Source organism: Methyloglobulus sp., assembly GCF_040079455.1.
Taxonomy (GTDB): domain Bacteria; phylum Pseudomonadota; class Gammaproteobacteria; order Methylococcales; family Methylomonadaceae; genus Methyloglobulus.
This window is the reverse complement of sequence record NZ_JBEBKJ010000033.1, coordinates 1-22,929: the sequence shown is the minus strand read 5'-3', so window position 1 is coordinate 22,929 and position 22,929 is coordinate 1. Positions and strand designations below refer to the sequence as shown.

Annotated in this window: 19 protein-coding genes; 15 read left to right on the top strand and 4 right to left on the bottom strand. The window is 43.1% G+C overall.

Annotation, left to right across the window (positions count from 1 at the left end):
* Positions 1-165: 165 nt before the first annotated feature.
* A complete protein-coding gene (locus tag ABL924_RS08950; protein WP_349026746.1) occupies positions 166-786 on the bottom strand; it encodes an Ig-like domain-containing protein in 621 nt (206 codons plus the stop codon).
* A 404-nt stretch (positions 787-1,190) separates the two neighbouring features.
* A complete protein-coding gene (yihA, locus tag ABL924_RS08945; RefSeq protein ID WP_349026745.1) occupies positions 1,191-1,799 on the bottom strand; it encodes a ribosome biogenesis GTP-binding protein YihA/YsxC in 609 nt (202 codons plus the stop codon).
* A 104-nt stretch (positions 1,800-1,903) separates the two neighbouring features.
* On the opposite strand from yihA, the gene ABL924_RS08940 reads away from it, so the two are divergent.
* The 4 genes from ABL924_RS08940 to ABL924_RS08925 all read left to right on the top strand — a co-directional run bounded on the left by ABL924_RS08940 (position 1,904) and on the right by ABL924_RS08925 (position 6,525).
* Entirely contained in the window at positions 1,904-2,605 is a 702-nt protein-coding gene (locus ABL924_RS08940; protein ID WP_349026744.1) for a c-type cytochrome, read from the top strand.
* A 97-nt stretch (positions 2,606-2,702) separates the two neighbouring features.
* A complete protein-coding gene (locus tag ABL924_RS08935; RefSeq protein WP_349026743.1) occupies positions 2,703-3,326 on the top strand; it encodes a thiol:disulfide interchange protein DsbA/DsbL in 624 nt (207 codons plus the stop codon).
* Between the two features lie 293 nt (positions 3,327-3,619).
* Positions 3,620-4,624 carry an exo-beta-1,3-glucanase gene (locus ABL924_RS08930; RefSeq protein ID WP_349026742.1) on the top strand — a complete coding sequence of 335 codons (1,005 nt, stop codon included), beginning with the start codon at positions 3,620-3,622 and terminating at the stop codon, positions 4,622-4,624.
* Positions 4,625-5,100: 476 nt separating this feature from the next.
* On the top strand, positions 5,101-6,525 hold the full coding sequence (locus tag ABL924_RS08925) for a D-alanyl-D-alanine carboxypeptidase family protein (RefSeq protein ID WP_349026741.1): 1,425 nt from the start codon (positions 5,101-5,103) through the stop codon (positions 6,523-6,525).
* A gap of 294 nt (positions 6,526-6,819) precedes the next feature.
* Here ABL924_RS08925 and polA read toward each other — a convergent pair whose 3' ends face one another.
* Both polA and ABL924_RS08915 read right to left on the bottom strand, forming a co-directional pair.
* Entirely contained in the window at positions 6,820-9,543 is a 2,724-nt protein-coding gene (polA, locus tag ABL924_RS08920; protein ID WP_349026740.1) for a DNA polymerase I, read from the bottom strand.
* Positions 9,544-9,745: 202 nt separating this feature from the next.
* The gene (locus ABL924_RS08915; RefSeq protein ID WP_349026739.1) at positions 9,746-11,854 is read right to left on the bottom strand and encodes a bifunctional (p)ppGpp synthetase/guanosine-3',5'-bis(diphosphate) 3'-pyrophosphohydrolase; all 2,109 of its coding nucleotides are present in this window, start codon (positions 11,852-11,854) and stop codon (positions 9,746-9,748) included.
* Positions 11,855-12,104: 250 nt separating this feature from the next.
* Here ABL924_RS08915 and ABL924_RS08910 point away from each other — a divergent pair, with 250 nt between their 5' ends.
* The 11 genes from ABL924_RS08910 to ABL924_RS08860 form a co-directional block, all read left to right on the top strand.
* Positions 12,105-12,944, top strand: a complete 840-nt coding sequence (locus ABL924_RS08910) for a Wzz/FepE/Etk N-terminal domain-containing protein (protein ID WP_349026738.1) — start codon at positions 12,105-12,107, stop codon at positions 12,942-12,944.
* A 360-nt stretch (positions 12,945-13,304) separates the two neighbouring features.
* A complete protein-coding gene (locus tag ABL924_RS08905) occupies positions 13,305-14,375 on the top strand; it encodes a Wzz/FepE/Etk N-terminal domain-containing protein (protein ID WP_349026737.1) in 1,071 nt (356 codons plus the stop codon).
* A 287-nt stretch (positions 14,376-14,662) separates the two neighbouring features.
* Positions 14,663-15,208 carry a dTDP-4-dehydrorhamnose 3,5-epimerase gene (rfbC, locus tag ABL924_RS08900; RefSeq protein WP_349026736.1) on the top strand — a complete coding sequence of 182 codons (546 nt, stop codon included), beginning with the start codon at positions 14,663-14,665 and terminating at the stop codon, positions 15,206-15,208.
* Positions 15,205-16,092: a dTDP-4-dehydrorhamnose reductase gene (gene rfbD / locus ABL924_RS08895; RefSeq protein WP_349026735.1), complete on the top strand. Its 888-nt coding sequence runs from the start codon at positions 15,205-15,207 to the stop codon at positions 16,090-16,092. Before rfbC ends, rfbD begins: the two co-directional genes overlap by 4 nt.
* 81 nt (positions 16,093-16,173) lie before the next feature.
* Entirely contained in the window at positions 16,174-17,238 is a 1,065-nt protein-coding gene (gene rfbB, locus ABL924_RS08890; RefSeq protein ID WP_349026734.1) for a dTDP-glucose 4,6-dehydratase, read from the top strand.
* Positions 17,239-17,240: 2 nt separating this feature from the next.
* Positions 17,241-18,113 carry a glucose-1-phosphate thymidylyltransferase RfbA gene (gene rfbA, locus ABL924_RS08885; protein WP_349026733.1) on the top strand — a complete coding sequence of 291 codons (873 nt, stop codon included), beginning with the start codon at positions 17,241-17,243 and terminating at the stop codon, positions 18,111-18,113.
* A 97-nt stretch (positions 18,114-18,210) separates the two neighbouring features.
* Positions 18,211-19,311 carry a DegT/DnrJ/EryC1/StrS family aminotransferase gene (locus tag ABL924_RS08880; protein ID WP_349026732.1) on the top strand — a complete coding sequence of 367 codons (1,101 nt, stop codon included), beginning with the start codon at positions 18,211-18,213 and terminating at the stop codon, positions 19,309-19,311.
* A 283-nt stretch (positions 19,312-19,594) separates the two neighbouring features.
* Positions 19,595-20,278, top strand: coding sequence for a class I SAM-dependent methyltransferase (locus ABL924_RS08875; protein WP_349026731.1), 684 nt, complete (start codon positions 19,595-19,597; stop codon positions 20,276-20,278).
* 44 nt (positions 20,279-20,322) lie between these two features.
* The gene (locus ABL924_RS08870) at positions 20,323-21,537 is read left to right on the top strand and encodes a hypothetical protein (RefSeq protein WP_349026730.1); all 1,215 of its coding nucleotides are present in this window, start codon (positions 20,323-20,325) and stop codon (positions 21,535-21,537) included.
* Positions 21,538-21,817: 280 nt separating this feature from the next.
* Entirely contained in the window at positions 21,818-22,555 is a 738-nt protein-coding gene (locus ABL924_RS08865) for a hypothetical protein (RefSeq protein ID WP_349026729.1), read from the top strand.
* Positions 22,549-22,929, top strand: a 381-nt coding sequence (locus ABL924_RS08860; protein WP_349026728.1) for a hypothetical protein, incomplete at its 3' end; no start/stop codon positions are given. The genes ABL924_RS08865 and ABL924_RS08860, both read left to right, overlap by 7 nt.

Sequence of the window (22,929 nt, the reverse complement as noted above, 5' to 3'; positions counted from 1 at the left end):
GCAAAAGGCTTGCGCCTAGAATTTCAGGATGAATGAAGTTGAAGTAATCAGAGATTCCTTAAAAAAACAGTTCTTAAGAAAAATATTTTGGAACTTTTTTTTGACTATCTTAGTCACATTGAAGAACGTCCGCAATGGCGTTTAATCAGCCTCCTTTCCCCTTGTTTATAGGCTGATTCTTTCTGGAGTCCCGAAGCCTGTCCTTATGGCTTTGGGACTTTCTTTTTTTGGCTTGGCAAGAAGCACCAAACTATTTTTTACAATGTTTAATGGTTTTGGGGTTTTGCTGCAAGCGTGGCGAATAGTTAGCGTAACTCTCGCCGTGTTGCTGACCGCCTGACCATCAGTGATTTGATAATTAAAGCTAAAAGTACCCTTGGTGTTGGCGCACAATGCCGTGTAGACAAAATGACCGTCCGCATAAAGTGCGATCTTGCCGCCTTTATTGGGTAGATTAATGGTTCTTGGTGTTATCGCAGTTGCAGCGGCAATGCTTAACTTATCGCCTTCGGCATCGCTGTCATCCTTTAGTACGCCGGGTGCTGCGACCGTCATGGGCTTGGTGTCGTTGTGTGTCAGGGTAAAAGCATTGTTCACGGCGACTGGGGCAGTATTGACAGGGGGATTTAAGATTCCAGACAGGTAAACTTTAAAAACTTGCCTACCGTAAAGACCGTAAATAGCATCGTTACCAAAAAACATCACTCTAGCATTTTGCCTAAGGAATTCAGGTAAATAATATTCAACTAAACTGGGAAAATCTAAGCCGGTAAATTTCTTATACACTGGCTCAGCCTCCAGCCGGACGGGGCATGTTGCCCCGTCCGTAGGGTTTCAACGTGGTTCAAAACGCCACCATCGGCAAAACGTGAGTGACTGGGCAAACATACCCCGTCAAGCGGAAGATAAGGGAGATAACATAGAAAAAATGCTTTTATTTAAATCGCCCTCATCCTAACCTTCTCCCTCAAGGGAGAAGGGACAGACCTCTTAACTTAACGGCATTGTCGACATTTTTAAGCCCGTAAGTCGGATTAAATGGGTCGATGTTGCTGCGCAAACATACGACTCATCCGTTTTGTTTGCCCTCTGGGCGCGGCGTAATCTGCCAACTGCGGTGTTCGTCGAAATAGCTGATTACGACGCGCGGAAAAGTTTTATCTATATTGAAAGTTGGAGGATTTGCGCGCCTAATCCTCCCTACGGCTGCCAAACAACCCATCAATCACCTGATGCACCTCGTCAATCCCCGTTTTTTTCAACGCAGAAAATAATTGCGCTGTTAACGGGATGTTAACGTCTTTAAGTTCCCTTTGAACTTGTAACAAAGTGTTTTTAGCCGCTCCAAAAGTCAATTTATCCGCCTTGGTTAACAATATGTGTAACGCCAAGCCTGTATGTTGGCACCATTCGATCATTTGCCAATCGAATTCGGTTAAGGGATGCCGCACATCCATCACCAAAATAATGGCGCACAAGGATTTGCGCTGGGTAAGATAGATTTCCATTAGCTGATGCCATTTATTTTTTACGTCTATCGGCACTTTTGCATAACCATACCCAGGTAAATCAACAAAACGTTGCTGTTCATTAATTTCAAAAAAATTCAGCATTTGCGTTCTGCCAGGGGTTTTACTTGTCCTTGCGAGTGAGTTTTGTCGTGTTAAAGTATTTATGGCGCTGGATTTACCAGCATTTGAACGCCCCGCAAAAGCAACTTCCTTGCCCACATCGGCTGGAGTATCCTTAAGGCTAGGCGAACTATTCATAAATTTTGCTTGGTGATAAACTGGATTCATCGCTGTCTCGCTTAGCTGTGGTAATTAAGGTAAAATTTAAGTCGGTTAACGGCCTCACGCATTAAGGCTACCATACACATAACACGATTCCGAAGGGGACTCTGATGAAAAAAAACTGGTTGGCACTTTTATTGACACCGGCATTTGCACTGGTATTATCCAGCACAGCACCTATTTTACATGCTGAAGATATAGTTGCCGCAGGTAATAGTGCGGCGGGTAAGGGCAAAGCCAGTTCTTGCGGCGGTTGCCATGGCGAAAATGGCAATAGTGCAATGCCTACATTCCCTAAACTTGCCCAGCAGCATTCATCCTATTTGTTCAACCAATTACACGCATTTAAGGACGGAAGTCGTATCGATGCTGTTATGGCACCAATGGCAATGGCTTTAAGCGATGCAGATATGCTTGATCTAGCGGCTTATTATTCAGCACAATCCATTTCAGCAAATCCTGCACCTACGCTACCGCCAGATGATAATGCTGACGAAGCAGCAGATGAAAATAAGGCTAAAGAAACCCTGAAAGACTTGTTGGCTGTCGGTAGCAATCTATACCGAAACGGTAATCTCACCAGCGAAGTATCGGCCTGTATCGCCTGTCACGGCCCCGCTGGGGAAGGCAATAAACCGGCTGCATTTCCTGCATTACGGTCTCAACATGCCGATTATTTGATTAAAACGCTAACCGACTTTAAGTCCGGTGCACGCAGCAATAATGCCGACAATATGATGGTGATGATTGCAAAGAAAATGAGTGATGAGGAGATCAAAGCCGTTTCCTATCACATTTCGACCATGAAATAAGCGTTAGTATTTAAGCTGAATTATAAGCAGGTTCATTCCCTGTTCATAAGTTGCATTTATGCTGTACAAATAAATTGACCCTTTGGAGACAAAACCGATGATAAAGAAATTTGCTGGAATTGTAATATTAGTGCTTTTCGCTTCATTCTCAGCACTGCTAAGTGCAGAAGAAAAGCTAACCTATGAAACCCTATCCCCTGCACAACCTACCACCAATCCAGACAAAATAGAGGTTATAGAATTTTTCTGGTATGGCTGTCCACATTGCTACAGTTTTGAGCCTTCGTTGGCAGCATGGCTAAAAACAAAGCCAAAAAATGTCGAATTCATCCGTATGCCCGCCGTATTTAGCGAACAATGGGGCAAGCACGCTAAAGCCTATTTTGTTGCTGAAGCCTTGGGCGTAGTTGATGCTGTCCATACCGATCTTTTTGACGCAATCCAAGAGAAAAAACAAACCCTTGAAACAGAAGACGAATTAGCCAAATTCTTTGCCGCTCATGGCGTTAAAGATGCGGATTTCCGAGAAACTTATAAATCATTTATGATTGATTCAAAGATGCGCCAAGCACCAACCCTTGCTGCAAAGTATGGAATCACAGGCGTTCCGGCAATAATCGTTAACGGCAAATATAGAACCAATGGAACTTTAGCGGGATCTCAGGAAAAAATGATTGATGTGATGAATTTGCTTATCAAAAAAGAGAGTGGGGGGAAGTAATTCCTTTTCACACCGTCAGAAACGATCAATAAATTGATCGCATTCTTCTGTTGGTTGCATATCTTGCTTGGTAGATATGTGACCATTTACAACTGCCTTGATATCCAGGGGCTAACCAAACTTTAGTGGTTCAAATAAAAAATCGCTTCTCATAATCATTCTGGCTAACGCATAGACTCCAGAACCCCTCGGCTGCTGGTTCACGTAGGGTTCATATAAAAAAAAGATAATGCTGCGAACAAGACAAGAGCGGGTTAACCGTTATTCATTTCATTGGTTATTTTGGAGATTTTATGAAGTTTGTATCGCTATTGGTAGTCAATATTCTGTTAGTCATCAATATGGAAAGCGCATTTGCCGACCGTCCTATTAAGCATCATAAAAACTCGGCACACAACAGCGAAAGCAATGCCATGCAATGCGTGGCTTTTAGCCCCTATGTAGGCGATATTAACCCAAATTATGGCTCACAACCTTCGCATAAGTTGATCGACACGTTGTTAGATAAACTGGTGAAGGATACCCATTTTCGCTGCATTATGACGTATGGGGTGATGAATGGATTGGACTATACGTTTGCGGCGGCGGAAGCCCGAAAACTTAAGGTAATTGCGATTATCTGGCTGGATAAGAACATCGCAGTAAATGACCAATCCATCGCCAGTGGCATTGAAGTTGCCAAGGCTTTTCCCAAAACAATTGTCAAACTAAGTTGCGGCTCTGAAGTTAGGACACGGCATGGCAATGTTTTTGATGGCGAGATTGTCAAATGTATGGATAACCTGAGTAAAGCGGGAGTAAAACAGCCAATTACCACGATTGATACCTGGTGGGAATGGTGTAATCGGACAACGCCTTGCCAAAAAACTGGCTTTGAAGCAAAAGTGGATTGGATCGGAGTCAATATTTTTCCTTGGTGGGAAAATAAACATGCCGGCGTACATACTTGTACTACAGCAGAACAGGCGGCTGATTTCCACATTGCCAGGCTTGAAGATATTAGTCGCACATATCCTGGCAAAGAGTTGACTCTTACGGAATTTGGTTGGCCTAATAGTCCTGAAGGCGGCACGGAAACCAATACTCGTACAGGTCAAAAATGTGGTGTCGCCGGACAAAAAAATCAGATCATAGCCATTAAATCTACCTTGAAAAAGCTGGCCAAGAAAAACTGGGGCGGTAATGTATTCGAGGCTTTTTCTGAAAAATGGAAACCGAATGATGAAGGGAGTTTTGGCGCTCACTGGGGAATTTGTCAGGGCGAACCGCCTTATACATGCGTGAAGGATTTCAAATAAATCCATATTTGGCAATACCTAGATTTCTATAAAGAAATCTTTGAACAAGTTTTTCGATGTGGCTCTCCTGAGTTTATCGAAGGGCTGGGGATGAACGGTAATTCATTGATTCTGTTCGTGGCGAACATATCGAACAATGACCTTAATCAATAAGTTAAAAAACTATCTGCAAAAAAACAAGCACTTCTTCAAGCACTTTTTATGGGAATCTCTAAAAATCCCCTCTCCCTCTGGGAGAGGGCTAGGGTGAGGGTTGTAAATGCTTAATTTTAAATCCCTCATCCCAACCTTCTCGGCAATAGCTCCTGCATTGCCCTACTACCTACATCCATGTAGGCATCCCAAAGGGAGAAGGAGTTTTTTGAATTTTTAGAGGTTACCTTATGTTTTAAGTAAAAATTCGACTATAGTTAGCACTTTTTGTATCATCAGCCATTGCTTTTGACTATGACCCCTCTGTTTAAGAACTACGGTAAATGAAGACTGTGAAACATATCCTACTCATCTTGACAGCAACAGGACTGATGCTGCTTTCACAGTTAAGTTATGGTCGTCACGCCGCGCTTTTGATTGATGCTGAAAACGGCGATGTGCTGTATGAAATGGAAGCCAATCAATCCTGGTATCCAGCTTCCCTGACAAAATTGATGACGCTATACATGGCTTTTTCCGCCTTGGAATCCGGACGACTGCGTTTAAGTGACCGGATGAATATATCCAGCCATGCTGCCCATCAACCGACCAGTAAGCTAGGTTTAAGGGCATGGGATTCCATCTCCGTTGAGGATGCAATACTCGCAGTCGTCACCCGCTCCGCCAATGATGCCGCCGTCGTGCTGGCAGAAAAAATAGCTGTGAGTGAATCGCAATTTGCCATAAAAATGACTTCAACAGCACATAGCATTGGCATGTACGGCAGCCACTTTATGAATGCGACGGGATTGCCGCACGACTGGCAAACCACAACAGCCCACGATATGGCGCTGCTGGCATTGAAAATACAAAAGAACTTCCCGCAGTATTACCCCTATTTTGCTGTCGACAGCCTTTATTACAACGGCAGATATTTACGCAGCACCAACAAGTTTGTCGCTAATTATCCCGGTGCCGAAGGCATGAAAACCGGCTATACCTGCGGTTCCGGCTACAATCTGGTTGCTTCTGCCAACCAATATGGTAAACGCCTGATCGGTGTCGTGTTAGGTGGTATGAGCAGCGGTGAACGCTATGAACATATGTTTACCATGATGGACATCGGTTATTCGAATGAATACGGCACTTATCACTCAAAAAACATTACTTCGATGAGCAAATATTCGGTTGGCGTGCCGCCTTATCAGCTTACGTGTGGACATCGGCCTTCATCGCATTATGCATCTCGACGCCTCGAAGTTAATGATGATGACGATAACCATAATGTCCGCTATGTAAGAAAACATACGTCCATTAGCCATCTTGCCTCACACACAATTACTTCGCGTAGTAAGGACGTAAGCCCGAAAGTACTTACAAAAATTAAGATCGCTGGAAAAACTAAAAAGATAGCTAAGCACGTTGCAACAGTGTCGCATGTTGCACAGTCAAGTAAGAAGACTGTCACTACTAGCAAAAAGACCCACAGCACCGAAAGTAAAGCCAAAGGTGTGCTTGCATCAAGTAAAACCAGTAAAAAAACAATGCCAACACTTACTAAAGGCAAGAAGCTAGGGAAATCAGAAAAGGTCATCCAAGTTGCTAAGGCAAGTACGCATAGTAAGGGTTATTACACCCCTGAAAGTAAAGCCAAACAACTAAGCACATCATCCAAAAGCAAAAGTAAAGGTTATTTTAAGCCCGATAGCGCAAGCAAGACGGTCGTCAAAAGCGGTGTTAAGGGCAAAAAGACTGTTAAAAAGAAGTAAGCATGGGTGCTTCTAAAAAGCCTGCCTCCGTTTGGGCATAAGTATCTACACAACTTTTCGACGTAATAAAAACAACAAGTTGAAAAAGAAACGGACTCCCTCTCCTGCTGGAGTACAGGATTTACTGTATGTTGCAAACGCAGGGGCAATTTGTCGTTCTGCGTTGCCAAACCACATACGCTACCCGTGCTGTGTAACGCCACATAGGTTAATTCGAGGCCTTTTAATCCCTTTTGTGGTTGCACTGTAACTCAAGGGATTACCCTTACGGTAGTGTGGGCAGAAGGCATTCCTTTAATGCGCCTCATCCCAATTATTACCCACCCCTATATCGACAATCAGTTGCACAGTAAGTTTGGCGGCATCACACATTAGTGACCTGATGGCATCGGTGTAATTGTTCACCTTATCTTCTACGATTTCAAACACCAACTCATCATGCACCTGCATAATCATTTTAACATCGGCTTTTTCCGCAATTAGCCATTTGTCGGTGGCAATCATGGCGCGTTTGATAATGTCGGCGGCGGTTCCCTGCATGGGCGCATTGATGGCGGTGCGCTCTGCGTATTGGCGCATGGCAGCGTTCTTGGATTTTATTTCCGGTAAGTACAAGCGCCTGCCGAATAAGGTTTCAACATAACCTTGTTCACGCGCCAGTTCACGGATGGTATCCATGTAATTTTTTACGCCCGGATAACGGACAAAGTACAGGTCGATATAAGATTGCGCTTCGCTACGGCCTAGCCCTAATTGCTTGGCCAGACCAAAAGACGACATGCCGTAGATCAAGCCGAAATTGATGGCTTTAGCCGAGCGGCGCAAGTCATTGGTTACCAGCTCGGGCGCAACACCGAATACTTCTGCCGCTGTCGCACGATGTACATCCAGTCCTTCGTTGAAAGCATTCAGTAAACCTGTATCTGCCGACAAGTGCGCCATGATGCGTAATTCAATTTGCGAATAATCGGCAGCGACAATTTTGTAACCAGGCGGGGCAATAAAGGCTTGCCGGATTTTACGGCCTTCTTCGCTTTTGATCGGGATGTTTTGCAGATTAGGGTCGGTAGAAGATAACCGTCCAGTTGCAGCGACAGCCTGATGATACGAGGTATGCACCCGCCCAGTTTTGTCATTAATTTGCTGCGGGAGTTTGTCGGTATAAGTCGATTTGAGTTTACTCAGGCTGCGGTATTCCAGTATCAGTCGGGGAAGTTCGTAATCAATCGCCAAATCTTGCAGCACGGATTCGTCGGTTGAAGGTTGTCCGGTCGGCGTTTTTTTCAGTACCGGCAGTTTTTGTTGGTCGTAGAGGATCTCTTGGATCTGTTTGGGTGAGCCGAGGTTAAACGTCCGTCCTGCTGAGTTGTGAGCATGTTGTTCCAAGCTGATAATTTTACTGGCAAGTTCCAGGCTTTGCTGCGCGAGCATGGCACTGTCTATCAGTACGCCATTGCTCTCGATTCGCTCGAGCACCGGAATCAGGGGAATCTCCATCTCCATATATAAGGCATGCAAGCTGGGTATTTGTTGCAGTTTTGGCAGCAAAGTTTGGTGGATTCGTAAGGTGATGTCTGCATCTTCCGCCGCATAAGGTGTGGCTTGCTCAATAGCCACTTCCTGGAACGGGATTTGCTTTGCACCCTTACCCGCCACGTCTTCATAGTGGATAGTGTTAACCTCCAAATACGTCTTGGCAATGTCATCCATGTTATGTTTGGTGGCGGTGCTGTTTAAGACGTACGATTCCAGCATCGTATCGTGGGCAATGCCGCGTAGGGTTATGCCATGATTGGCGAGGACGTGGGCATCGTATTTGAGGTGTTGTCCCAACTTGGCTTTATTTGGATTTTCCAGGATGGCTTTTAGCTTTTCCAGTACGTCAGTACGGTTTAACTGCTCAGGTGCGCCATGGTAAGTGTGCGCCAGCGGTAAATAAGCCGCTTTCCCTGCTTCTACCGCAAATGATACGCCGACAATTTGCGCTTTGCTGTAGTCAATACTAGTAGTTTCGGTATCAAAAGCAAACAATTCGGCGGTTTCAAGTTGCTTAAGCCATTGATTAAAATGTTGTTCTGTTAGTATCGTTTCATAACTAGATTCAACAACAGCGGGTTTCTCATTGGCAATTTCAGGTGTCTGTTGGGTGGGTTCTACCGTATTCGCCAGTACCTTCAACCAAGTCGTAAAACCGAGTTCAGTCAGCAATCGAATTAATTCCGTGGTATTGGCAGGTTGTTGATGACAATCTTCAACGGAATAAGGCAATTCCAGATCGCACACTATCGTCGTCAGTTGTTTAGACAAGGGCAGATGATCCAAACTGGCGCGTAAGTTTTGACCAATTTTGCCGCCAATTTCGTTAGCATGGGCAATAAGATTATCTAAGCTTCCGTATTGTGCGAGCCATTTTGCCGCCGTTTTCGGGCCGCAATTGGGTACGCCGGGAATGTTGTCTACAGAATCGCCCACCAAAGCCAGATAATCGATGATTTGGTCAGGACGAACACCGAATTTGTCGATAACACCTTGAATATCCATGCGGGTATTGGACATCGTGTTTTCGAGGATAATGTTCTCGTTGACCATCTGCGCCATGTCTTTGTCGCCTGTAGAGATGATGATTTCATAGCCCTGCTGTTCCGCTTGTTTCGCCAATACTCCCATGACATCATCGGCTTCGATGCCAGACTCAATAATCAAAGGCAAACCCATAGCCCGTATGATTTGATGCAATGGTTCGATTTGTACCCTCAAATCGTCCGGCATCGGTGGCCTGTGCGCTTTGTATTGGTCGTAAAGCTCATTTCGGAAAGTTTTGCCTGGTGCATCGAAAACCACGGTGATATAGTCGCTGTGATAGTCCGCTATGAGCTTACGAAGCATATTGGTGACACCGTGGATGGCATTGGTAGGCACACCTTTTGGGCTGGTAAGCGGTGGTATCGCGTGATAAGCACGGAACAAAAATGAAGATCCGTCAACTAGGATCAGGCGTTTTGGGTTATTTTGAAACATGTAAAGATCCAAAGTTAGTATTAGCCGTAGGGTAGTTGTGATTCTACCTTGAACCTAAAAAAATCAGTTGAAGTATTGTGACCAGATTTAAGCCAAGAAAAATCTATGCCTTACAACTATATAGCTACTTGTAGGTGGCAGACATTTTTCCTGCCCCCCCTGAATAATCACAAGAGATTGCCTATGGGTAGGATGGTTGCCCCTATGTTTTGCGTTTTACATCAACAATATTAGGCAGTTGACTGATTTTATTTAGCAGTAAACTTAGTTGTCTAGTATTTTCAATCTGTATCGTCAGGTTTAGGACGGCGGAAAAATCAGGATTAGTCTCCAGGGCAGCATTAGAGATATGGACATTGGCTTGGGTCAACACTTGGGTGACGTTGTTCAACAAATGCCGGGCATTGTAAGCGCGAATAACAATCGGCACTGAATGGCTAGCCTGTAAAGCTCCCCAGAACACCGGAATCAGCTGACCATGTTTTTCTGGGCTGATATTCAGGACGTTCCCGCAATCTTTACGGTGTACCGTGATACCCCGATGGTAAGAGATGTAACCGATGATGTCATCGCCCAATACGGGAGTGCAACAATGCGCGAAAGTTGTTAGCACATTGTCGATACCTTCGACGGTTACGACGGATTTTGTTTCCGGCTTTTTCTTGACAGGCAGCGGAAGCTGCGGCTCTAATTCCGGTATCTTAAAAAATGCTGCCAGTTGCCGACTATTGATGTCATTACGACCTATCGCTTCGAGCAAGGTATCGCTATCTGCCAGCTTGAAATGCTGGGCTATGTCTTTGAGATGAACGCCTTTTAAGCCTAAGTGTTGGATTTCTTTGTCCAAAATAATCTTGCCCGTCGCAATATTCTGATCTTTTTGTTGATGTTTAAACCAGCTTTTAACCTTGCTGATGGCATGGGATGATTTCAAATAACCCAAATTGGGGTCAATCCAGTTGCGATTGGGGCGAATGTCTTTAGTGGTCAGAATTTCAATTTGTTCGCCGGATTTGAGTGTGTAAGTTAGTGGACAAATCCGCCCATTCACCTTCGCACCACGGCAACTATGGCCAATTTCGGTGTGGATGGCGTAAGCAAAGTCCAGCGGTGTTGAGCCTTTCACCAGATCAATCAGCTTACCGGTCGGCGTTAATACATATACCCGGTCACGGAACAGTTCGTTACTAAAGTCATCGTCCAGGCTTTCATCGCCGTCTTTTTCTGCAAGCAACTTACGCAAGGAAGCAATGCTTTTGTCCATTGCTACGTTATGTTTGCCGCCTTCTTTGTAAGACCAGTGCGCGGCAACACCCATTTCGGCGAAGTCGTGCATTTCTTTCGTGCGGATTTGCACTTCGATACGGTTACCTTGTGGGTCGAGGATAACGGTATGTAAGGATTGATAACCATTTTCTTTAGGATTGGCAATGTAATCGTCGAATTCCTTGGGGATGTATTGCCAACTGCTATGCACGATACCCAGCACGGCGTAACAGGCAGTCAGGTTATCGACAATCACCCGAACCGCCAGCAAATCGTACAGTTCGTCAATATCCAATTGTTTGCGCTGCATTTTTTTCCAAATGCTGTAGATATGCTTGGGGCGACCGTAAATTTCGGAATTAATCATTTCAACGCCCAAGCGTTGGTGCAATAGTTGGATAAAGTTATGAATACAAGCTTCGCGTTGATCACGCTTGGCGGCTAAGGATTTGGCTATCTTGAGATATATTTGAGGTTCCAGATAACGAAACGCCATATCTTCCAGCTCCCATTTGAACTGGTGTATGCCTAGTCGATTGGCAATCGGCGCATAAATATCTAAAGTTTCTTGCGCGATGAAGTGGCGGACTTCGTAAGCTTCTTTGGGCAAGATACGTAAGTGCTTGATCCGGTAAGCCAGTTTTATCAGTACAGCACGCACATCCTGTGTCATGGACAACAGCATCCTGCGCAATGTTTCTGCCTGATTCGGCTGTTCGGCCATTTCGATGGAATACACACTCAGCTTGTTCAACCAGTTGATGTCCTTGATCAACGCCGCCACGGTTTTACCGAATTGTTTCGCAATGTCGGGTTTAGGTTTCAATTCTTCAAGTCGGGGATCGCTCAATATCGCCGCGAGTATAGTTTCCACATCTACCTTAAAATCCATTAAAATAGCCGCTACTTCAACCCCTTTCGGTCGATGGTAAGGCGTGTTTTCAGGAATTTGCGCAATAATTGCCACGGCGCGCTCGATCTGTTCACTATCTTGGGTAGAAAAACCGCTGAAAATTTGCTGATTAAAAGAAGTAGTGTTTTGCATTAGCCCATCTTAAACGAATCGAAAAACAGCGCAAGCATGATAGGCTACTAGCATAGAGTCATGAAACATTTCATTGAGTTTAAGGAAATTAACATAATGATGTTGATAACATTGCCCAACCCAAACAAAGATAATATAGGTTATATAGTAAATGGATTGTAATGAAAATAAACAGAGTGTCAGTTCTGTTTCTGCGTCGCAGTATAGCTACCCAACAACCTTCAACCACCTACAAGACGACGAAATAAACTTGTTAGATATCTGGCGTATTCTGGTAAAAAGAAAGAAGATGATTATCACAATTAGCCTTCTTATTACTTTACTGAGCAGCACCTACGCTGTTTTAAGACCTGAAATCTATTCCTACTCGACAGCAATTCAAATTGGCTCTCTGTTTGCGGGTAATTCCGAGAAACCCGTCGATACGGTAAAAAATGCCGCTAGCAAGCTGAAAGAACTCTATATAAATTCTGTATTGAATGATTTTTATCGTACGAACCCTGAACAGGCAAAAAATATTAAAATCAATGTCTCTATACCAAAAGACAGCGAAATTTTAGTTATTGGCAGCAAATGTTCAGAGAAACAAGCGCCACTTTACATACAATTGATCAACAAAATTAGCACTAAATTAATTGACAACCACAGTGACACCATTAAAAAAACTAGGACGGTATTGCTAGAGCAGTTAGAAGGTTCAAAAAATCGCTTGGCATTATTAGCGGATAATGAGAAAGAGCTTAGTAAGAGAATTGAAGGGTTTGATAAGGCTTTTAAGGCATCTCCGATTAATAATAGCGGTACAACAGCCTTGGTTATGACGGAATTATCCCAGCAACAGCATCAAATCAGTAGCGAGAAATTTTCCTTATTATCTCAAATAGCTAGCAACGAATCAGAGTTCAATTTAATACAGGATACCAAGCTTTTATATCCCGTTGAAAAATCGATTGAACCCGTGGGCATAGATACAAAATTAATAATCATTGCATCTATCTTGGCAGGGCTTATTTTGGGAATTTTTACTGCATTAATGTGGGATTTTATCGAAAAAACAAAAACTCAGCTTGCATCTGAAACGACTAGCTAAGGGGAACGTCTAATAATCACCTACTCCCTGGTTTCGTGGAGTCGTCCCAAAGGGCATAAGTATCCACACAACTTTTCAATATAACAAAAACAATCGGTTGCAAAATCACTAACCCCCTCATCCCGGCCTTAACGGCGCAGGCTCCATACCTGCTGCCGCACTTCCGCCATCCCTGGCGGTCGCCCCTCAAGGAAGAAGGGCGGATACTTGTGTAGATACCTATGCCCAAAGGCAGAAGGTGATTCTTGTACTTTTAAAAGTCCCCTAACGAAATTTATTTACTTCAACTGGGACGTTGTAACATTACTTTAATACATATTGATCTACACTTAGGGTTCAGTTAGATTAAGAGAATGAATTATGAGCAATAGACAAAGTGCAAATCTGCTTTATCTCAGCGATCATTACCATCCCCAGCATCAACAAGAAGATGAAATCAATTTGATTGATATTTTCCAGATATTGGTCAGGCAAAAGCAAATTATCTTTCGCGTCGCACTTGCTTGCTTGCTGCTAAGTAGTGCTTTTTCTTTACTGAGACAGACAAGACATGATGTCTCAGCAGTTGTGCAGATTGGCAGTCTACATAACGATGCCAAAGGAATGCCCATTCCCATTGAAATGACTCAGGATGTTTTAGAAAAAATAAAAGCAGCCTACATCCCTTTTGTTTTGGCGCAGTCTATACAAAAAAATACTGACAATGCAACCGGACATGAGATCGTTGCGAGCGTTCCTAAGAATGCCAATATTCTTTTACTTAAAACGTCTTGTAAGCCAACTGATGAACAAGTGTGCAAATCTTTAGTCGATGAAGTGGTAGAAAAAATAAAGGCCGATCACTCGTTAATCACAGGTCTGACAACGAAGAACTTACAGGTAAAATTAGCTTCAGCCGAAAATGCATTAAAAAGCAGCAGAGATGAAGTAAAATACATCGCATCCAAAAGACAAAGACTTTTCCAAACATCAGAGTTACTTTCTAGTCAGCTCAAAGAAAAGAAGGCAATGTTGGTAAGTACACTTAAAAACAGGGGAAAGATTAAGTCCGGCAATGCGGTAGGTGCCATGTTAGCATTACAGGTTGATAACGAAATCAAAAAAAATCAGGAATTAATTGATGGTTTGGAGCAACGCTTAACAATTGGTATCAACCAAGATCTAGACGAACTTGATATAGCCGAAAAGAATAATGTCCGACTACAAAATGAACAAGAAAATGCCATTGGCCAGATCAAAAACCAATTGCTCAGCGTAAACAAGACTAAGGCGATTGTTCCCGTATTAATGTCGGATAAGCCAGTAGGAATAAGTTCGCTGCTGATTGTATTGATCTCGACTTTACTGGGTGTTTTTCTGGGTGTAGTTGCAGCATTTTTTTACGAATTCATGGCTAAAGTAAAAGAGCAAAACGAAGGAGCCACCGTCTAATAGGCATGTTGAAAACCCCTTTTTACTTAAGGTAACCTCTAAAAATTCAAAAAGCCCCTTCTCCCTTTGGGATGCCTGCATGGATGTAGGTAGTAGGGCAATGCAGGAGCTATTGCCGAGAAGGTTGGGATGAGGGCTTTAAAATCAAGTGGTTATTCCCCTAACCCTAGCCCTCTCCCAGAGGGAGAGGGGATTATTAGAGATCCCCTTAAAGCAATGTGTAAGGGAATCTCTAAAAACTAAAAAACCCTCCACCCCAGGAAGCAGGCGTTCAGCCTTATAACATTATGCCAATACAAACAACAGCCATACCCGATGTACTAATTTTAGAACCCAAAGTTTTTGGTGACGAGCGGGGCTTTTTTTATGAGAGCTTTAATGCCAGAAACTTTGCCGAGCAGATCGGCATAAAAGCAAATTTTGTTCAGGATAACCATTCCAAATCAGCAAAGAATGTATTGCGGGGCCTGCATTACCAAATACAGCAGCCGCAGGGTAAGTTGGTGCGAGTAGTCGCCGGTGAAGTCTTTGATGTCGCAGTTGATATTCGCAAACATTCGCAGACGTTTGGTCAGTGGGTCGGCGTGATGCTCTCAGCCGATAACAAACGCCAACTTTGGATACCGGAAGGCTTTGCACATGGGTTCATCGTCACTAGCGAAACAGCTGAATTCCTCTATAAAACCACGGACTATTGGGCACCGGAATACGAACGTAGCATCCTCTGGAATGATCCCGCTATCGGCATCCAATGGCCGTTGCAGGGCGAACCCATACTGTCAAATAAAGATATCGCTGGGCAATTGTTATGTGATGCCGAGGTGTTTTTATGAAAATTCTGCTCACGGGGGCTACCGGACAGGTGGGATGGGAGTTAGCTAGAACCTTATTGCCGTTAGGCGAAGTAATAGCAGTCAATCGTACCCAAGCCGACCTTGCCGATCTAACGTCGCTAATAGCTGTCATCCAACATCATAAGCCCGATGTCATCGTCAATCCAGCAGCCTACACGGCGGTCGATAAAGCCGAGACGGAACAAGCACTGGCTTTTTTGATCAATGCCGAAGCACCGGGGGTTTTGGCCGAGGAAGCCAAGAAAATAGGTGCATTATTGGTTCATTACTCCACCGACTATGTTTTCGACGGAACTAAAAGCACCCCTTATACGGAAACCGATAGCCCCAATCCCATCAATACTTATGGACAGAGTAAGTTGGCAGGTGAACAAGTCATTCAGTCAGTAGCAGGCGATTACCTTATACTGCGTACTTCATGGGTGTATGCCGCTAGAGGCAATAATTTTTTGAAAACCATTCTACGCTTGGCGGCTGAGCGTGAAGAGCTAAAGATTGTTGTTGACCAAATCGGCTCGCCCACTTGGGCACGTTTAATAGCCGAGACAACAGCGCACATTGTGCGGCAAGCGATGACGGAACGGCGAGATAATAGCTTTAATTCAAGTTTATATCATTTAACCTCAATCGGTGATACCTCATGGCATAGCTTTGCCGAAAAAATTGTCGATATTGTCCACGAGCAAGAAAAGATAGCATTAAAAATCCGGGCAATTCTTCCAATTCCGACAAGTAACTATCCGCTACCTGCACAACGCCCAGCAAATTCCAGGTTAGCCACCAATCGTTTGGAACAACAGTTTGGTTTAACCATGCCGTCATGGGATAATGCGCTCAGGCTTTGCATGCAAGAAGCAAGTTAATCGAGTGCGCTTCTTGTTGCTTTCAAATTCAAGTAGACGATTGCTGTTAGCTCATAATCTGGCAGTGAAAAAACTCCATCCATGAAAATATTAATCACCGGCGGTGCCGGATTTATCGGTTCTGCGCTTATCCGCTATGTGCTTGGCAACACCGAACATAGCGTGGTCAACTTAGACAAACTGACTTATGCGGGCAATCTTGAATCACTCAAATCGGTAGAAGCTAGCCCACGTTACGATTTTGAGCAAGTCGATATTTGCGATGCGGCGAAAGTTAATGCTGTGTTGCAACAGCACCAGCCCGATGCCATTATGCACTTGGCTGCGGAATCCCATGTTGACCGTTCGATTGATGGCCCGGCAGCCTTTATAGAAACCAATATCGTCGGCACTTATATTCTGATTGAGGCGGCGCGTAACTATTGGCAAGCTCTGACGGGCGATAAAAAAGCCAACTTTCGCTTTCATCATATCTCTACTGATGAGGTATACGGTGATTTGCCGGACGATACTTCGTTGTTCACCGAAGAAACTTCGTACGCGCCTAGCTCACCCTATTCAGCTTCCAAAGCCAGCTCCGACCATATTGTCCGCGCTTGGCATCGAACTTACGGACTTCCGGTTGTAGTGACCAACTGCTCCAACAACTATGGGCCTTATCATTTTCCTGAGAAGTTAATCCCGCTGGTCATACTCAACGCGCTTGATGGCAAAACTTTACCCGTTTACGGAGATGGTAAGCAAATCCGTGACTGGCTGTTTGTAGACGATCACGCCAGGGCGCTGCTCACCGTCGTAGAAACAGGCAAGATAGGCGAAACCTATAATATTGGTGGACATAATGAGAAAGAAAACATCGCCGTGGTCAGGACTATCTGCAACATCCTTGAGGAATTGCATCCTGAGAAACCCAGTGGCTTGGCTAATTACCAGGATTTGATTACCTTTGTTAAAGACCGCCCAGGACACGACCTACGTTATGCGATTGATGCCGGTAAAATTGCCGAAGAACTTGGTTGGACACCAAAAGAAACCTTTGAAACCGGCTTGAAGAAAACCGTGCAGTGGTATTTGGATAATATGGAGTGGTGCCGCCACGTCCAGGATGGTAGTTACCGCCGCGAACGGCTTGGACTAGGAGACTAAAAATGAACTGGAAAGGCATAATTCTCGCTGGCGGTGCTGGTACAAGGCTACACCCGATCACCAAGGCGGTATCGAAACAATTGTTGCCAGTTTACGATAAACCCATGATTTATTACCCTTTATCTGTGCTGATGTTGGCAGGGATACGGGAAACCCTTATTATAACCACGCCCGAAGACCAGCTCAGTTTCAAAAATTTGCTCGGCGATGGTTCGGACTTTGGCATAAAGATCGAGTATGCCGTGCAACCCAAACCGGAAGGCCTTGCCCAAGCCTTCTTGATTGGCGAAAAGTTTATCGGCGACAGCAATAGTTGCCTGGTATTGGGCGATAACATCTTCTTTGGGCAACATTTTTCTGATAATTTAAAACATGCGATGAGCCTTGCGAGTGGCGCAACCGTATTTGGCTACAAGGTCAAAGATGCCGAACGCTTTGGCGTGGTTGAATTTGACGAAAACAACAAGGCAATTTCCATCGAAGAAAAACCCGCGCAACCGAAATCAAACTATGCGGTGACTGGACTGTACTTTTATGATAATCAAGTCGTTGATATAGCAAAGAAAATAAAACCCTCTCACCGTGGTGAATTAGAAATAACCGCCGTTAATGATGTCTATCTGCAACAACAACAATTAAATGTCGAAATCTTAGGCCGTGGCTTTGCCTGGTTGGATACCGGAACACACGATAGCTTGATTGAAGCCGGGCAGTTTGTGCAAACCGTTGAACATCGGCAAGGTTTTAAAATCGCGTGCCTGGAGGAGATTGCGTTTCAGCGTGGCTGGTTAAGCCGTGAAGAATTGGTCAAACGCGCCGAAGCGCTGGCAAAAACTGCTTATGGTGAATATTTGTTTGAAATTTCAAATATTTGAAACACAATTACATCAGTAAGTCTCCGCACCCACACGGTAAGAGTATCTGGATGCGTCCAAAAATCACCGACTAACAAATACGAATTAGCATTGCCAAATGAAAATAGACTTCGCAAACCTTCAGTACCAATACCAACTTTACAAAAATGAAATTGATAGTGCAATACATGCGGTATTAAACAAATCAAACTACATCCTGGGTGAAGAATGTGATCTGTTGGAGCGAGAACTTGAGACATTTACGGAAGCCAAACATGCAATCGTTTGTTCCAGCGGCACGGATGCACTGCTGCTTGCCATGATGGCACTAGATATTCAACCCGGGGACGAAGTTATTACTACGCCGTTTACCTTTATAGCGACGGCGGAAACCATCGCCTTAATGAAGGCCACGCCTGTGTTTGTCGATATACAGGCAGATACTTACAACATTGATCCAAGTAAAATCGAAGCGGCAATCACCCCAAAAACCAAGGCCATTATTCCGGTTTCGCTTTACGGACAACCGGCTGACATGGATGAAATAAAGGCTCTCGCCGACAAACATGAACTCAAGGTCATCATCGACGGCGCACAAAGCTTTGGTGCGACTTACCAAGGCAAATCTGACAGCGCATTGGGTGATATAAGCTGCACCAGTTTTTTCCCTGCAAAACCCTTGGGGTGCTACGGAGACGGCGGTGCTGTATTCACCAGTGATGACGGGTTGGCCGAAAAAATGCGTATGCTGCGTGTGCATGGACAGGGGCAGCGTTATCACCATAAATATATCGGCATAGGTGGACGACTAGATACCCTACAAGCCGCTGTTTTGTTAGCCAAAATAAAACATTACAAAAAAGAAATTCAACTGCGACAACGGGTGGCGCAGTCGTACAACCACAAATTATCAAATAGTGTGGAACTTACCTTACCGGAAATAAAAACTGACCGCACCAGCGTTTGGGCGCAATATACACTGCGTACCCCGTACCGAAATGCTTTGCAAGAAAAGCTTCAAAAAGTAGGGATACCAACAGCGGTTCATTATCCGAAGCCGTTGCACTTACAGGAATGTTTTGAATATTTAAACTACAAAGAAGGTGATTTTCAAATTGCAGAAACAGCCGCTCAAGAAGTCATCAGCTTACCGATGAACCCTTTCTTAATGGAAAGTGAAGCGGACTTTATTGCTGGGAACTTGAGTGGTGCAAAGTAAAGTAATACCCAACACTGGTTTTAGCCTTCACATTCCCCTTGTAACGGTATCATTTTAGCCCAAGCAAAGTCTCCCCATAGTAGCAGCCCTCAATCCTTGCTTGGTTTATTTATTAATGCACAACGATTGTCAGTACCATTTGCTGATTACGGTATCTATATGGGCAATCGCTATACCTAACGAAGCGATTGCTGGCTTGATTGCTAACCCAACAATGGGACATTGGAAAATTTTGTTCCATTTACCATTACAATTTTTCTTGAACACTAGCAGGTAGGAAGAGATGTCAATTTACACAGATGGAACTTATTATAAGAATAATCCAACATGGGATTTAGAGCATTCATCCTTTAAGGCTCGGTATGTAGCTCAGCTACTCCGACGCAACTCAATTATACCTAATAATATCCTTGACATTGGTTGTGGTGTAGGTGGGGTGTTGTTTGAAATGAGTAAAATATACTCCCATGCTAATTTGACAGGTTATGATGTTTCGCCACAGGCCATTCATGAAGGCAAAAAAATGTTTGGCAACAAGATCACCTTTATTTCTGTCGATCCCGCTTCAAGCAACAATTCATATGATCTAACAATGGCACTCGATGTTATTGAACATATTGAAGATTATTTCACCTTAATGAAAGAGATGAAAAATCTATCTGAAAATAAAATATTCCATATTCCATTAGAAATAAACTTAAGATGGGTTTTGAGACCAAACCTCTTCAGTGGCGCTAACGCTAAAAATGGGCATATCCATTTCTTCAATAAGGAAAGTGCAATGTGTGCACTTAAATGGGCTGGGCTTGAGGTACTTGACTACACTTTAACCCCTCATGCCATTGAATTGGCAAGTAGTGCAAAGGCGAAAGTTGCCGCAATTCCAAGGCGTGCAATGTCCATTATAAGCCCCGAAATTGCCACCAGGGTATTTGGTGGCTGGTCTTTGCTGGTTTTAGCGAAGTAATTAAGTTTTGTTTTTTCCTAATTCTTATCACCTAGCCTCATAAAATGTTAGTCAAATTTTTCAAGCTAACTGGGTGGGCTGCTGTTGCGCAACTTTTGCTTATTATTTTTGCCCCTCTGTTAACTCGCTTATATGGCCCGTCGATATATGGTCAATATGGAGTCGTAGTTTCTATTGCTTCATTATATGCCGTGGTTGCTGCGCTACGCATGGATATTCTAGGCTTTCGTTTTACGAGCGATATACGTTCACACAAGGTATCAGGTTTGCTTGCTGTATTTACTAGCGCGCTGATATTGGGTATTGCCGTTTTCTTTTATTCAGAAGTTAATGCAATTAATCATGCTATTAGCTTAAGGATTTGGGCGATTTGTATAGTGGCTGGGGTTTTTAATTTGGCAACACAATGGATTATAACAAGTAAAGACTACGCAACGTATTCGCGTGTTCGTGTATGGCAAGTTTTTCTTCAAGTTGCTATCAGCCTCATACTTGGTCTCAAAGAAGTTTCAGACGGTCTATTGATCGGCGTTTGTTCGTCGCAAATAATTGCGTCGATTATGTTGTTTAGAAAAAATTCAACCCTCTATAAAAAAGCCGATTTGGTTGCTGGTTTACTGGTGCTGCGTAAAGAATGGCGTTTTGCGATAATTAATTCCCTTTCAACTGTAATGCTTTATTCTGCGCCACTAATCCCCACTTTTTTAATCACGGTGAATTATGGTACTAAGTTAGCGGGATATTATTTTTTGTGTGCACAAATCTTTTCAGCCCCATTGTCGGTGGTGAGGCGGGCGCTGTTAAATATTTGCACAGCTGAATTTTCTGATCGATCATTTGCCGTCCAATGGCTATCTCGCAATGGTGGTAAAATATTTAAGATTGCATTGGGTTTAAGCACACTGAGTTTCATTTTGGTAATGGTCTTGTGGTTTTATGGCGAAATTATATTAACTTTTGTTTTTGGCTCTGAATGGGTAAGCGCTGGCAAAATTGCATATTTGGTCTTATGCCTTTTCATTGTAGACACTTGCTGTCAACCATTAACCAATTTGATGAGTATTTGGGGTTATGAGAAGATTAATTTTATGCTTGAAATATGCCGATTCATCTTTGTAGTAGTATTGCCGTTTATTGTATTTAGTTTTTATTTGTTACGGTTTACTTTCGAAAGTTATATTCTTTACCACTGTGCAACTATGATTATTTTTTATTTTATCCATGCAATATCAACATATAGGCTAATCAAAACCACATGACCCTTATTAACCCCAAAAAAATAGCTGTTGTAGGCGGCTTACCGGAGCCTATAGGGGGTATTACAACATTTATTAAAAGATTGATAAAAAAAGAAAAATGTGTACACTGGCTTTTCGATTTATATCCCTCAAAATCAAAGTCAGTTCCTAAAGAATTTCTCGGCAATTATATTTGTCATAAACAAAAAACTATAACGTTAGTCCGGTTGTTTTTTTTTGTCTCTTTGGGAGTGCTGATTATATTCACTTCAATTTTTCAAGGCCTCGTTCTTTAGCTTTGTTGGCGATCTTACCGAAAGGGAAATCAAAATGGTTGCTCACCCTACATCATGGTAATTTGGGCGATCACGTGCCAATATGGATAATATGGGTGCTTCGTTTAAAAGTGGATTTTGTATTGGCGTTAAATGACCGACATTTTAAATGGTATAGCCATATTTTGGCTATAGATCGGATTAAACTATCAAGCCCTTATGTTCCCCCGATGCCACCCGCACCAACACCGGAATTTGTTATTAAAATCTCTAGGTTAATAGCCGGATTCGAAAAAATTTTTGTGTGCTCTGGTTATCCTACAGCAATATACAACCACTTAATGGCAATAGAGCTTATGCAATATAGAACAGAGGATCTTCTCATCTGCTGCCTATATGGGAACGGCGAATTAATAGAGGAAATAAGGAGAAAAGCTTCTCTATTTTCAAATGTAATTATTTGCGAATCCTTAAGTGAAGATGACTTTAATTATCTTTTATCTACAGCAGATTTGTATTTGCGGCTAAATTCCGAGGATAGTTTTGGCATAGCTGTTGCTGATGCAATAAATTTAGGCACTACCGCCATGGCAACCGATGTATGCTATAGATATCCAGGAACAAATTTGATTAATGTTTCGGATTCTGAAAGCGAACTTCTATCAAAAATAGCAGACATATTTAATTCAGAGCGCAAAAAAGGTATATCTGAAAAAAATATACAGGAATTTAGTTATTCTATTTTTAGAAAAAAATTATGTTAGCCTTTTATTATTCGGTGCTAATTGTTAATATAATCTATTGTATTTTTCTGCTTAAGTTTGATTTGCAAAGATATAGTCCCTCTGCTATTTTTTGGCTTACAATTCTATCTATATTTTTAATCCCAGCCATAGCTGATCCCTTTGTAGAAGATGTTCAAGCACATCCCCTAGCTGTTTCTTTCATTTTAAATATTACAACACTTGCCGAAGCTCAAGTTTTTGTATTTTTATTCTTATCCCTTATCTTTTGTAGCTATTTACTTTTAGTAAAAAACAACAAAACAAAACGTTTGTTTTTTGCTGGAGATTATTTCTGTAATCAGAAATTAAATCCAGATTGTAAGGGTTTTCATAAATTAATAATGTTTCTATTG

What these genes read in the sequence shown, in the direction of transcription:
- yihA (WP_349026745.1), bottom strand. Translation starts at nt 1,799, where the DNA reads ATGAATCCAGTTTATCACCAAGCAAAATTTATGAATAGTTCGCCTAGC.
- ABL924_RS08940 (WP_349026744.1), top strand. Translation starts at nt 1,904, where the DNA reads ATGAAAAAAAACTGGTTGGCACTTTTATTGACACCGGCATTTGCACTG.
- ABL924_RS08935 (WP_349026743.1), top strand. Translation starts at nt 2,703, where the DNA reads ATGATAAAGAAATTTGCTGGAATTGTAATATTAGTGCTTTTCGCTTCA.
- ABL924_RS08930 (WP_349026742.1), top strand. Translation starts at nt 3,620, where the DNA reads ATGAAGTTTGTATCGCTATTGGTAGTCAATATTCTGTTAGTCATCAAT.
- ABL924_RS08925 (WP_349026741.1), top strand. Translation starts at nt 5,101, where the DNA reads ATGAAGACTGTGAAACATATCCTACTCATCTTGACAGCAACAGGACTG.
- polA (WP_349026740.1), bottom strand. Translation starts at nt 9,543, where the DNA reads ATGTTTCAAAATAACCCAAAACGCCTGATCCTAGTTGACGGATCTTCA.
- ABL924_RS08915 (WP_349026739.1), bottom strand. Translation starts at nt 11,854, where the DNA reads ATGCAAAACACTACTTCTTTTAATCAGCAAATTTTCAGCGGTTTTTCT.
- ABL924_RS08905 (WP_349026737.1), top strand. Translation starts at nt 13,305, where the DNA reads ATGAGCAATAGACAAAGTGCAAATCTGCTTTATCTCAGCGATCATTAC.
- rfbC (WP_349026736.1), top strand. Translation starts at nt 14,663, where the DNA reads ATGCCAATACAAACAACAGCCATACCCGATGTACTAATTTTAGAACCC.
- rfbD (WP_349026735.1), top strand. Translation starts at nt 15,205, where the DNA reads ATGAAAATTCTGCTCACGGGGGCTACCGGACAGGTGGGATGGGAGTTA.
- rfbB (WP_349026734.1), top strand. Translation starts at nt 16,174, where the DNA reads ATGAAAATATTAATCACCGGCGGTGCCGGATTTATCGGTTCTGCGCTT.
- rfbA (WP_349026733.1), top strand. Translation starts at nt 17,241, where the DNA reads ATGAACTGGAAAGGCATAATTCTCGCTGGCGGTGCTGGTACAAGGCTA.
- ABL924_RS08880 (WP_349026732.1), top strand. Translation starts at nt 18,211, where the DNA reads ATGAAAATAGACTTCGCAAACCTTCAGTACCAATACCAACTTTACAAA.
- ABL924_RS08875 (WP_349026731.1), top strand. Translation starts at nt 19,595, where the DNA reads ATGTCAATTTACACAGATGGAACTTATTATAAGAATAATCCAACATGG.
- ABL924_RS08870 (WP_349026730.1), top strand. Translation starts at nt 20,323, where the DNA reads ATGTTAGTCAAATTTTTCAAGCTAACTGGGTGGGCTGCTGTTGCGCAA.